Annotated in this window: 8 protein-coding genes and 1 tRNA gene; 3 read left to right on the top strand and 6 right to left on the bottom strand. The window is 56.6% G+C overall.

From position 1 onward, the window contains the following. Positions 1-28: 28 nt before the first annotated feature. Positions 29-976 (top strand): helix-turn-helix domain-containing protein, encoded by a 948-nt coding sequence (locus U5919_RS11795; RefSeq protein WP_336024536.1) that lies wholly within the window; start codon positions 29-31, stop codon positions 974-976. 27 nt (positions 977-1,003) lie between these two features. Here the strand turns inward: U5919_RS11795 and U5919_RS11790 are convergent, their stop codons facing one another. Next, positions 1,004-1,519: a metallophosphoesterase gene (locus U5919_RS11790; RefSeq protein WP_336024534.1), complete on the bottom strand. Its 516-nt coding sequence runs from the start codon at positions 1,517-1,519 to the stop codon at positions 1,004-1,006. A gap of 135 nt (positions 1,520-1,654) precedes the next feature. Between U5919_RS11790 and U5919_RS11785 the strand changes: the two genes are divergently transcribed. Continuing rightward, entirely contained in the window at positions 1,655-2,608 is a 954-nt protein-coding gene (locus U5919_RS11785; protein WP_336024533.1) for a cation diffusion facilitator family transporter, read from the top strand. A gap of 44 nt (positions 2,609-2,652) precedes the next feature. Here the strand turns inward: U5919_RS11785 and U5919_RS11780 are convergent, their stop codons facing one another. From U5919_RS11780 to U5919_RS11765, 4 genes are all read right to left on the bottom strand, one after another. Then, a complete protein-coding gene (locus U5919_RS11780; RefSeq protein ID WP_336024531.1) occupies positions 2,653-3,684 on the bottom strand; it encodes a threonine aldolase family protein in 1,032 nt (343 codons plus the stop codon). 116 nt (positions 3,685-3,800) lie between these two features. Continuing rightward, positions 3,801-4,346 (bottom strand): DoxX family protein, encoded by a 546-nt coding sequence (locus U5919_RS11775; RefSeq protein ID WP_336024530.1) that lies wholly within the window; start codon positions 4,344-4,346, stop codon positions 3,801-3,803. A gap of 159 nt (positions 4,347-4,505) precedes the next feature. Continuing rightward, complete coding sequence (locus U5919_RS11770) at positions 4,506-6,359, bottom strand: DUF262 domain-containing protein (RefSeq protein WP_336024529.1); 1,854 nt, start codon at positions 6,357-6,359, stop codon at positions 4,506-4,508. Positions 6,360-6,756: 397 nt separating this feature from the next. Then, positions 6,757-6,829 (bottom strand) — tRNA-His (locus U5919_RS11765). Between the two features lie 228 nt (positions 6,830-7,057). On the opposite strand from U5919_RS11765, the gene U5919_RS11760 reads away from it, so the two are divergent. Next, positions 7,058-8,140: a type I restriction enzyme HsdR N-terminal domain-containing protein gene (locus U5919_RS11760; protein WP_336024528.1), complete on the top strand. Its 1,083-nt coding sequence runs from the start codon at positions 7,058-7,060 to the stop codon at positions 8,138-8,140. A gap of 4 nt (positions 8,141-8,144) precedes the next feature. On the opposite strand, the gene U5919_RS11755 is transcribed toward U5919_RS11760, so the two are convergent. Next, positions 8,145-12,002, bottom strand: coding sequence for an Eco57I restriction-modification methylase domain-containing protein (locus U5919_RS11755; protein WP_336024527.1), 3,858 nt, complete (start codon positions 12,000-12,002; stop codon positions 8,145-8,147). Positions 12,003-12,286: the final 284 nt, after the last annotated feature.

Raw genomic sequence — 12,286 nt, 5'->3', positions numbered from 1 at the left:
CACACGTGCGTCGAAAGGTTTCCGAGAAATGGCCGACATCCTCCCCTCCCGGCCAGACGTCTCCGACGACGACGATAAGGATCCGCGCGTCGTCGGACTCGACAGCGACGAGGTCGACGAGTTGCTCGCGGCGATCGGCTCCGGGACGGCGCGCACGCTGCTGGCGGAACTGCACGACGAGCCGGGGACGCCCTCGGAGGTCGCCTCGCGAGTCGACACCTCGATTCAGAACGCCCAGTACCACCTCGATCGGCTCGAAACCGCCGGGCTCATCGAGTCCGCCGGGACGGCGTACTCAGAGAAGGGCAGGGAGATGACCGTCTACGCGCCCGCCGACCGGGCGCTCGTCGTCGTCGCCGGGAAAGAGGAAGACACGAGCGGGCTCCAGTCAGTTCTGACTCAAGTGCTCGGCGGCCTCGGCGTCGTCGCGCTCGGGAGCGTGATCGTCGACAGGCTCGTGCGGTCCGGAGCCGCCCCGACGGTATCGCTCGGATCGAGCGGTGCGGGTGAAGGTGGTGCGGGCGGAGCCGACGGCGGAAGCGCCGGCGGCACCGACGCCGCGACGAACGAAAGCGGGACGGAGACCGCCACCGAGACGGCGACGCCGGGCGAATCCGAAACGGCCACCCCGGCATCGGAACCGACGCAGGAGCCGACCGCGACGTCCGAGGACGGCGGGTTTCAAATCGCCGAATCGGCCGACACGCCGACTCCCGAACCGACCGCGGAACCGACGGCAGCGCCAACTTCCGAACCGACGGCGACCGAAGCGCCGACAGAAACCGCTGCGAAGGCGACCCAGACCGCCGCTGACGTGACGAAAGCGGCTGTCGAGACGGCACGGGCTGGCGGCGACGGCCCCGTCCGATCCGTCGCCGAAGCGTTGTCGGCCCTTCCGCCGGGCGCGTTCTTCTTCGTCGGCGGAGCCATCGCGGTGACGTTCCTCGCGGTGGCGTGGCAGCGCGAGTGGCTGTGAGAGGCCGGGGACGCCGCTTCGATTCCGCTAGTGTTCGGACACGACGAACGACTCGAACACGTCGCCGTCGACGGTGACGAGTCGTCCCTCGACCCCGCCGTCGGGGAGCGCTTCGAGTTCCGCGTGCGCCGCGCGGTTGCCGCGCGGCTGGGCGTGACTGCCCGGGTTGAGGAGCGCCACCTCCCCCGTCGCGTCGTACGTCGGTCGGTGGCTGTGGCCAAAGAGAACCACGTCGGCACCGCGCTGGCGACCGAACAGCGAGAGCGCCGTCGGTCCGCCGGGTCGGGTGTGCGTCATCGCAAACGTGAGCCCGCCGTAGGTGAAGTTCCGGGCGTCCGGGAGCCGAGCGCGGACCCCCGCGTCGTCGTTATTCCCGGTGACGCCCAGCAGTCGAGTCGATTCGCGTTCGAAGTCGTCGAGGACGGACTCGCGCATAAAGTCGCCCGCGTGCGCGACGACGTCGGCCTCGCGAACGGCTTCGAGCGTCCGCCCGGAGAGGCGATGCGAATCGGTGCTGTGGGTGTCAGAGACGACAGTGAGCATAGCCGCCATAGGGAGTCGATCCTCAAGAACCGTGCGACCACCGGTGGAAGGCGCGTTATCCACCGAACTGCCCAACGAACTGCCGGATCGACGATCGGTGCAAACCACTTTATCCCCGTCTTCAGTGGTGTGAATATGGCCGGAAGCAAAGGCGTCGTCCTCGCCGCGCTGTTCGCGAACGGGGCGATTGCGGTGATGAAGTTCGGCGGATTTCTCCTCACCGGCAGCCCGTCGATGCTGTCGGAGACGTACCACTCGATCTCAGATACCGGAAACCAGGTCTTTCTCCTCGTCGGGCTTCGGTTCAGCGAGAAGGAATCGAGCCGCGAACACCCGTTCGGGTACGGGAAAGCACAGTTCTTCTACTCGTTTTTGGTCGCCGTGCTGCTGTTCGGCATCGCCGGGTGGGAGTCGCTCAAGCACGGGTACAACGCGATTACGCACGGGGGCCACGCCGTGGGCGGCACGCTCACGTTCGCCGGGACCACGTTCCCCTCGTGGTACGTGAACGTGGTCGTGCTGCTCGGTGCGATCGGGTTCGAGACCTACGCGCTCGCGAAGGCGAACGCGGAGATGCAGCGACAGATCGACCACTACGGCTGGAGCGGAATCAGGGAGGCGTTCGGCAAGATGAGCGACGTGACCACGCTGACGGCGTTTACCGAGGACACCATCGCACTCCTCGGTGCGGGGCTGGCACTCGTCGGAATCCTGCTCTCGAAAGCGACCGGAAACGAGGTGTTCGACGCGATCGCCGCGCTGCTCATCGGGCTCTTGCTGATGGGGTTCGCAATCGCGTTGGCGGTGGAGAACAAGCGGCTGATCCTCGGTGAAAGCCTCCCCGCAGACGTCGAGGCCGAACTCCGCGACGCGGTTCGCGAGTCGACACAGGTCCTCCACATCGACACGTTCCGGACGGTCTACGTCGGCCCGCAGACGGTGCTCGTGACGATGGACGTCACCGTCGACCCCGAAACGGAGGCCGCCGATCTCGACGGCGTCATCGACGATATCGAATCGCGGCTTCGCGACACCGACGACCGCGTGACGCACGTGTTCGTCGAGCCGGAAGTCTCCGCTCGGCTGTGAACGGGTCGCTTTCGACTCGCTTCTCTTTCGACTCGCTACAGCGATCAGTCTCGGAAGTCGGCGACGACCTCGGAAATCCGATCGACGGCGTCGTCGACGTCCTCGCGGGTCACGTCGAGGTGCGTGCAGAAGCGCGTGAGGTAGGGACCGTGTTGACCGCCGCGGATACCGCGGCCCTCGCAGGCCTCGATGAACGCCTCCGCGCGGACGCCGAGGTCGTCGGTGAACACCTGCACGATGTTGGTGTCCGGCTCCGCGGCTCGCAGTCCCTCGACGGCGTCGAGTCCGCTCGCGAGCGCGGCGGCGTTCTCGTGATCGACCGCGAGTCGCTCGACGTTATCTAACGCGAGCAGACCGGGTGCGGCGATGATCCCGGCCTGTCGCATCCCGCCGCCGAGCAGTTTGCGGACGCGGCGGGCGGCTTCGATGAAGTCCGCATCGCCCGCGAGGATCGACCCGACCGGCGCGCCGAGGCCCTTCGAGAGACAGAAGAGCACGGAGTCGACGTCGCGGACCATCCGCGCGGGGTCGACGTCGAGCGCGACGCAGGCGTTGAATAACCGTGCGCCGTCGAGGTGCACCGGGACGTCGCGGTCGTGTGCCGCCCCGGCCGCCGCCGAGATCGTTTCGACGGGAACCGCCACGCCACCGCGGCCGTTATGCGTGTTTTCGAGCGCGAGGAGTCCGGTTCCGGCGCGGTGCAGATCCTCCTCGACGTACGCCTCCTCGATCTGTGCGGGCGTCGGAACCGCCTCGTCGGCGTCGACGGGGTGGGGCTGGATCCCCGACAGTTGGGCGAGCCCGCCGAGCTCCCAGCAGTAGATGTGCGATTTCCGATCGAGAATAATCTCCGTGCCGCGGTCGGCGTGGACGCGCGCGGCGATCTGATTGCCCATCGTCCCGGTCGGGACGTAGAGGGCGTCCTCGGTGCCGACCCGCTCGGCCGCGGCCGCTTCGAGTTCGTTCACCGCCGGGTCCTCGCCGTAGACATCGTCGCCGACCGGCGCGTCCGCGGCCGCCTCGCGCATTGCATCGGAGGGCCGCGTCACCGTGTCACTTCGGAGGTCGATCGCCATACACGAAGCGTCGGTGTCGGAAGCAAAATATCCGCGGATCGGCGTCGTGGGCGCAGCCCCAAACGAGAAGAAAAGAGAAAGCGAGACCGTCACCAAACGACGACAGGGCTCGGGAGCTACCCGAGGAAGAACTTCGCGACGCGGGTGTCCGCGAAGTCGAGCGTTTCGAGGTAGGCGTCGAGTCCGAGGATCCGGCCCGCACCGAGGGTCGCGACCGTGACGAAGAGCAGCAGGCCCATCAGGTCACCGTTGACCAGCCCGTGCGCCCAATCGGCGTTCCCCAAGTAGAAGAACGTCATCAGGACGGCCCCGAAGAACGAGGCCAATCGGACGAGCGCGCCCACGATCAGCCCGAGGCCGATGAAGAACTCGCCGAGCGGGATCGCGAGGTTCGTGAACTCCAGCAGCCACGGGGTCCCGGCGACCCACGCGAACAGGCCGGCGATCGGGCTTCCCGAGGCGTTGAGGAGGTAGCCGCTCGCGTCGAACGGTTCGCCGGCGACGAAGCTGAACTTCGTGAAGCCGGCGTGCAGGAACCAGTAGCCGGTGATCACGCGCAGCGCGGCGATCCAGTACCCGGCGAGGGTACCTTGCAGGTCGAAGTCGAGGACGTTGCCGAACGTCGTCTCAGCCGCGGTTCGGGTCGTGGGGGTTGTGCTCATAATCGTTCACCTTACAGATGAACAGATGCACGCTCGGAGCATATAACTGGGAAATGGTTCTCGAATCTGTGGAAATCGAGCGGGTTGGTGTCTCGGTGCAACCGGGGCGCTCGCGTCGCTGTCGATGGAGTGCGTGTTTCGGGATAGGGTTTCGGAGGGCTACGAGTCCGTATACTCGTCAGGCCAGCGTTCTTTGATCACACGGATCATCCCCTGTTCCCGCTTCTCAATTTGATTCACTCCCCACTCGTCCATCGCGAAGATGGCCTCGAGCATCCGGATCTTCGATCTGGTGAAATCCTTCTTTTTGTCCTCGAATGGGTCGTTCCCTTTCACGGCGTTATCTTCCGGCGTCATTAGGGCGAGGTTCCCGAGCCGATGAGTGTGCTGTTTCACCAACTCCTTGGTTTCCTCATCGAACCCTTCCTTCGGTGTCTGGGGCCAGACGTGTTCGATCGAAAATCGATCGTCTCTGTTGTTGACGACATCTTCGACGTAGAACTGAATGTCTTCCTCGTCATCTTCGAGATAACTCTCGTAGGTGTACAGCAGGAGTCGGAGTTCGCTTTTCCGGCTTCCGTAGTATCGGTACACGTCCGATTCACCGAGCGTCGATTCGAGCCTTGAGTCACTACAGTAGTCGTTGATCCGCTTTTTGAGCCGCTCGATAACACCGTCTGGATGCAACGGACTAATCGAATTCGGGACCGTCTCTTTCGCGTTATAGTGGAGCTTTCTTGCAAGGGGATAGACTCTCGTTCGCCCCGTATCCGCACTCTTCTGCTCGATAATATACGTTCGAACGATGAACGTCTCCACCTTTTCGAGCAGTTCACAGAATTTGTCTTCTGTCATCTCTGATACTTCCTCGCGGGTGTACTGGTCGTACGCAACCATCAACAACGGATAGAAATTCGCCAATCGGCCTGCGATGAACAGATTGGAGAGACGAGTCTCGATGCATTTGTTGTCGAGATCGTCCCTTTCGGTGTAATTATAGAGTTCATCGAGCTTTCCGAACATCCGCTCCAATTCCTGAACGTAGCGTAGAATTTCCTCGACACTCCCGACCGCCCGGAAGTCTTCTTTGAGGTGTTCGAGGTGGTTTTGATAGTGCCGCTGATCCCAGCCAGTCCCCCACTCGTCGTCCCACATAATGAAATGGTATCGCTGTACGCGATCCTCACTGGGCCCCGACGAGATATTCTCGATCGAATCGTAGATTTCGTTGAACGAGTCCTGAATGGATTCGATCGATGAGTCTGCTTCGTCCTCGTTCTCTAAGAGGGACACACGGTGCATAAGGTAGCTTTTCGTGATCTCTAGATCGGTGAGCGACTTCCCGCGGTCGTTGACGGTCTGGAATATTCGGGCCGCCTCGCTTCGAGAGCTGACGGTGTACTCCAAAAGCGGGAGCGACTGGATCTTATGGTAGAGATCGATGCAGAAGTCGACATAATCCTCGTGAGAGCTACTCTCAGGAACACCCTCTCTGAGCCATACTCGGATTAGCTCCTTCGTTTTGAGAAGTCGGCCCTGAGATGGACTGGCAGTCTCGACATCGGAAAGTGCATTCGGCTTCTGTCCCTTCCGGTTGTCATCGAGGACATTTTCCATAATCGTCCGCTTGAAGAACGTCTTGTCGTCGCCGGCCAGCGTCAGTTTCTGATCGCCGTATCTGGCGATATATTCGCCACGGATCTTCCGAGCCTCCGTTTCCTTGCCGAGTTCATCGAGTCTCTCCTGCAGTTCGAAGAGTAGAATCGTTAGCGTTGTGAGTCGCTGCTGGCCGTCGATGATTTTGTGAGCGGAATCATCCGCTCTATCATCATCCATCAGCAGGAACGTGCCGATGTAGTGGTCACGATCCATTTCGACGGCCTCGACCAGGTCGTCCCAAAGATCCTCTACGTGGTCTTTCTCCCACGAATAATTCCGCTGATAGAGGGGAACCTCGAACTGCTTGTCCCCAGTAACGAAATCACTGAACGTTTGGGAATCCGAACTCGCCATACGTCCCGCTGAATCCAGTGCACAATAAAATTCGATGGTCAGTGCATTCTCTGAGTTGCTGGTCTGTGACTATCCTTCCGATGTCCCTTCCGGTGTACGACCGAAAATTGCGCGACAGCGATGGGCTAGATCGTCAAGGTCCGGGTGCGAGAATCGAACCTCACTCGCAACTTCGCTGCGCTCAGTTGCTCCCTGATTCGATTCTCTCGTCGACTTCTCCTTCGACACTCGTGGCGAGCACACGCTTCGCGGTGCTCGTCGGTTATAGTCTCAGAGAGAAGGTCCGGGTGCGAGAATCGAACCGAATCCAGACGTGCTCGCTCACTACTGCGCTGCGCGCGACTGGCAGGGTTCGATTTCGCCTTCCGGCCTTCTTCGCCACTACGTTCCTCAGAAGGTCCGGGTGCGAGAATCGAACCCGCGTCTCAGCCTCCACAAGGCTGAAGGATAGTCCACTACCCTAACCCGGACACGCACCTGTCCGATTTTGCCGCCTTGGTGTAGAGGCGCTATCTGTCTAAACGGGTTCTAACCCTTAATTTCCGTGTTTTCACGACCTTCCGTTGATTCTCTTTACCCACCCACATTAGCAAGACTACCGTGAAAAAACCCCACTTCGTTTGTCCTTCAGACAATACGGGTTAGAAGGACTGTTCGGATACTTTGATAACATTGGGCTGAACAGTCTGTAGACAATTATGGATGAAGAGGTGGTGAGAAGATATGTTGAACACGCTCAATCTACGATAGAGGATTCGCCACAGATGGGGGAAGCGACTACAAAGGCCGCTATCTTACAGGACTTTCTTGAACTTCTTGGGTGGGAAATTCCGGCAGACACCCAACATGAATACCCGGTGAAGGCTTTTCGTCGGACGTTCAAGGTAGATTATGCGTTAGTCTTAGAAGGTGCCCCGGTCGCGTTTATTGAGGCTAAGGGCGTTGATACACCGCTCACAGATGACCATAGAGAACAGATTCAGGAGTATATGAAGAGCGAAGACGTGAATTGGGGCGTTCTAACCAATGGAGCCGAGTATGAGTTCTATCGGAGACAAGTTATTGATTCTAAGGTCAATGTAAACGCTCTCGCGGATACGGAACTTCAGAATCTTCCGGAGAGGATTACGATTCTTCGGGCATTCACCAAGGACGCCATTCAGACCGGCAATTCTGAGAAGATTGCCACCCGAATTAACAATCTGAAACAAGCCCGGAGAGTGCTTGAATCGGAGAAGGACAGGTTGGCTACAGAAGTGACGGAGTTGTTGACCGTTGAGGTTTCAGACGCGATTTCTTCTCCGGCTGAATCTCAAGCCAAGGAGATGATTGATAGGCTGATTCAGGATATTGACACGGAGATAGTTTCAGATGGTGCTGTTTCCCCGGATGAGGAAGATGAGGGTGCTTCCGTGTCTGTTTCTGAAGTTTCCACAGATGCGTCCGGTGACTACGTCATTAGGCTTCAGAACGACGGACAAACCTTAGCCACATTCGGAGATAACTATCAGTCAAAGGTAATGGCTGAGGCGGTAAGCCACTTGATTGAGAACTATGACTTGATTTCTAAGATGGACTCAATTCCCTACGTTCCCGGCAATAAAAATGCCGTAATCAACGACCATCCGGCCCACCCTGATAACCGCGAGATGAAGACGTACCGAGAATTGCCCGGTGGTTACTACCTCTTCACCAATCTGAGCAAAGAGGATAAAATACGCTACATACGGCGATTTGCCGAGAGATGCGGTCTTGAAGTTGAGTTTGAAGGTGGTTGGTAGGTCTTCAGAACACTTCCAAGTAGTCTTCAATCACTTCGCGCTCTTCCTCAGTCAACTCAAACATCTTATACACGGCTTGGTCAATATCGGCTTCCAACTCACCAATATCCGTATTCTCTACAGTCTCCCTGTCTTCCTCTAACGCATCCAAGAGCGCCCTCACGCCTGTATCTCGCCGAGGAATGGGGATACTCATCTCTTCCCCGCTCTTCACGTTGCGGCCATCTACAGCGGCGTGAACGTACTTGGCGCGGTCTTGGCTATCCATCCGTGGGTCTGTGATGCTATCCGACCGTCCGGCTTCGACAGCGAACGTCCCGTCTGCCTGTGCCTGTATGTGAGCATCCACCGGATACCGGCGTGTTTGCCATTCGTAATCAATGTAATCTAACTCGCCCTCAAAGTCACCCAAGTAGGCTTCCGGGAAGCGTTCTGTCTTACTTTCTAAATCGATGGTATCTACGATAGATTCCGATTTTTCCCGCATCACCGGGAAGGAAGAATTCTCGCTAACCACACAGGGAAGTTTCTCAACATACTGAGAGCGGTATTCGTAGTATCCCCCTGCCTTGACCGTGGTGATGTGCTTGAAGTAGAAATCAAGAGCCTTTGAGTTCAGTTGACAAGCAACCTCTTCGGTGATTTCTCGGTAGTCCGGCTCAAGCAAGACCCCATATGCTGTAGTGAAGTACCACGTCCCCGCTTCATCTATCATAAACGTAGCATTTCTACAGATATGGGCCTGAACAATTTTCCGCTGTTCAAATTTCTCAAGATTCTGTGTTCTACCGAACTCCCACCAAGTATCGCTATCTTCCCAAGCCCCCCTCTCTCTTCCTCTAAGTTCATCTTCGTAGGCCCGGAAATACTCCCACGTCAACGGAGTCTCTTGCCGTAGTTCTTCTTCTGAGTACAAGGTGGCGCTCCGCTCACCGTCGTCATTCTGAACGTGGTATGGGTAGATAACGTGACTCCCCGACCACTCCCCTCGCCACCGTTCAACGTCATTCCCTTGTAAGAACGGACGTAACAGGTCTGTCTCAATTTCAAACTCTTCTGAGAACCCTGAAGGAATTACTGTAACCGTTCCGCCCGTGTCCGTTGATTCAATCCGGTCTGCATCCAACACCTCAACGATATACACTTTGTTCTTGCTTGTACGAATACCTTGGAATACCGCATCAGTTGCCTCTCCAATTGAGGTATTACCTTGATTTGCGAGTTTGTTGAAAACTTGAAGTTCTTCAGGCGGCATCAGGGGCCAATAACCCTCTCCGAGTTCACCCTGTGGATAATCAAAAACATCAATATATTCATCGCTATACCCCGGTTCTCCTCGGTGGTCACGAACAGCCTGAATAATCTCTTCATCCAACGCTCTTCCACTATCATCATCCACGTTCGCTTTCACCCGGACACAGCGGATTTGATTCTCCCGGCGAATTGATTCATCATCCTCATCGCTCAGGATTACTATTGCCGGGTAGTTTGTTGCGTCTTCAAACACACCCGAATCTCGGAAATCGTATATCTCATCGATTTGGGCTTCTTGGAGCATCACCTTCCGGATTCCTTCCCCATAGTCTGTCACCATAAACTGATTCGGTGTGATGAATCCAAGCCGACCATCTCCCTCGCTGAGCCAATCTAATCCCCGTTCGTAGAAGGGACAGTAAATGTCGTAATTCCCTGTCGTAGAGTCGTACAACTGAGCGAAGTAGTCCTTCTGAGAATCAGGTAGATGTTGAATCCGGACGTAAGGGGGATTCCCGACCACGTATTCGTAGTCCAAGTAGTTCTTCACAACAAGCGACAGAACGCTGTCTTCCAACATCTTGAACAGGCGACCGTCACCGTGTTCTTCCCGTAGGTATCGGACGGTACTCAGAATATCATCAACATACGGCGCGAAGAACTCCTCTACACCCTCATACTCTCGCGTTGTATAGCGTGAGATACCTTCCTGAAGACCGCCACCATACTCCCACCATTCTTCGCTCATATGGTACTTTACAACGTCCAAGACGCCCTGTAGAGCCGCGAAATACTCCCCGAAATTGCTCACATTGGTTTGTAGTTGAATCGTATTGAATAGCGGCATACGGACGCGCTGAACAAGGAACTCGCCGTCCGTCTCTTCCACTTCATCTTCATCCACCTCAACGGGGAGAGGAACAGGAATGAGTACGTCCTGATTGTCTTCGGTGAGCGAATCAAAGGTGAGTTGTCGTTGTCCGTCACTTCCAAGGTCTGCCCCGGTACTCTCTCGCTCATTCCGAAGGCTGTCTGTTCGGAATATCGGGAGCCGTCGAATCGTGAACTGAGGATTGTTCCGCTTGGCTTCTCGGTACTCCGGCAGGATTTCCACCATAAACCGGATTTGGGCCATTAGCACGGCAAACGGGTGAATATCAAGCCCAACGATGTGTGGGCGAGAGCATAGTTCCGTAAGATGATTCTCCCAATCGGGGTCGTCGTTGTATCGTCGAACGTCCTGCTTGTATCGCCTCACCGCTTCAACAAGGAACGTCCCTGAGCCACAGGCAGGGTCAATCAAGCGTTCAGCGGAAACTCCTACATCATAATCTACCCCGTCCATAATGTAATCAATCACGGGCTGTGGGGTGTAGAACTCACCAAGGGCCTTCCGCGTCTCAGGGTCGAAGTACCGCTGATAGAGGTTCCCCAACGGGTCGCCCTCTATCCGTGAAAAGTCGAACTTCAGAATGGAGAAGAACACGTTAGCCACAGCCCGGCTAAATTTCTCTCGGACGGGGTCGCTCACTCGGGTAACGCCACTCCCTTCACGGGCCACATCTCGGAAGCGATTGAATGGATTTGCGTGCTGAGAGGTTGTAGACTCTTGGAACGCATCAGTCCACCAAATGAACAGGTCATCCTCAAACAGACTCTCAACAAGTTGATTCCGCATATCATCAATCAATCCGTGAGCGGCAACGGGGTAAGCGTCTAAATCAATCTCATCCCCGAAGCCGGGAAGTTCATCAAAGTACCTACGGAGTCCCCTGTTGTCGGGGAAGAAATCGTGGTCTTCACTCGCTTTTGCCAACAGAAGCCGGGCGAGTAGCGCGTGACCGGACTCCAAGCAGAACATAAAGTCACGAAGAGACTGCTCCCCATCGATGAACGGCTCCCACGAATCCGGAATATCATCCGGCTCACTTGCGTATGAAGCATCCCAAAAGTCGTAGGCCCCTTCAACGAACTTCGCTTCTTGCTCATCTCGGAGTTCGTGAAGAAGTTCCATAGAAGATATAACAAGTTCAGCGAAGGGACTCCCCTCTTCCAATCTAAACGTCTCAAAGAACTCTTCTCGCCCAAGTTCATCCTCAAGAGAAACCGGCTCAAGTTCTCCGACGTATTGAGTGATAATATCCGGGTCGGTCGTGTCCCACGTTGGCTTCTCCAACGCACCCGAGAGTTCCCGAACATCAGATTGGGTTGCATCAGCGAGGTTCAGCGTTACCAAGCGGGTATGAGAGCCGTTTGTTCGTCTGAATAACCGGAACTCGCGTCCATTGAGAAGAACCCCGTACTCAGCCTTGAGTTCCTTGGTGTAGTGGAAGAGTTGAGATTCGTGTCCGGATAGGTCTTCACTCGGATTCTTGAACTCATAGACAGCGGTGACAGCCTGATTATCGTTCAGGGTCGCATAGTCCGGGCGTCGGTCATCAGGAAGTTTCCACTCGCTCCGAAGGTCGTGTCCGATTCCCTGATAGCCTAACTGTGTGAAGAACCCCTCTTGGAGAAAAGCAGTCTCAACGTCCCGTTCACTACTATCATCGGTAATACGGGAAGCCACCCCGTGAAGTGCGTTCAGAATAGCAGACGAATCAGCCATTAGACGTTCCAATTCACGGTGGGATGAAAGTTCTTACCGATAAATCCCCGTTCACCTGTCGCCTCTATACTGATAGAATAGTGATAAAAGTCTGTATTCAGTCCGGATGCGCTGAAGATTGACTCTTTTAAATTTAATATATACGTGGAACCATTTAGCAAAAATTCGTTGGGGTTATCAAACCTATCAGCGAGAAAGATTGGTCCCTTCTGATACCCATATCAGTATCTCCGTCGTTTAGTCCGTCGCCCTTCTGTGAAATTTTTCAGTCGTACTACCCCGCG

Source organism: Halobellus sp. LT62 (assembly GCF_037031285.1).
Classification (GTDB): Archaea; Halobacteriota; Halobacteria; order Halobacteriales; family Haloferacaceae; genus Haloquadratum; species Haloquadratum salinisoli.
The sequence above is the reverse complement of the archived record's forward strand: the minus strand, read 5'-3'. Positions and strand labels throughout refer to the sequence as shown.

Bases quoted from the DNA above. Each gene is read 5' to 3' on its own strand.
- U5919_RS11795 (WP_336024536.1), top strand. From the start codon at position 29: ATGGCCGACATCCTCCCCTCCCGGCCAGACGTCTCCGACGACGACGAT.
- U5919_RS11790 (WP_336024534.1), bottom strand. From the start codon at position 1,519: ATGCTCACTGTCGTCTCTGACACCCACAGCACCGATTCGCATCGCCTC.
- U5919_RS11785 (WP_336024533.1), top strand. From the start codon at position 1,655: ATGGCCGGAAGCAAAGGCGTCGTCCTCGCCGCGCTGTTCGCGAACGGG.
- U5919_RS11780 (WP_336024531.1), bottom strand. From the start codon at position 3,684: ATGGCGATCGACCTCCGAAGTGACACGGTGACGCGGCCCTCCGATGCA.
- U5919_RS11775 (WP_336024530.1), bottom strand. From the start codon at position 4,346: ATGAGCACAACCCCCACGACCCGAACCGCGGCTGAGACGACGTTCGGC.
- U5919_RS11770 (WP_336024529.1), bottom strand. From the start codon at position 6,359: ATGGCGAGTTCGGATTCCCAAACGTTCAGTGATTTCGTTACTGGGGAC.
- U5919_RS11760 (WP_336024528.1), top strand. From the start codon at position 7,058: ATGGATGAAGAGGTGGTGAGAAGATATGTTGAACACGCTCAATCTACG.
- U5919_RS11755 (WP_336024527.1), bottom strand. From the start codon at position 12,002: ATGGCTGATTCGTCTGCTATTCTGAACGCACTTCACGGGGTGGCTTCC.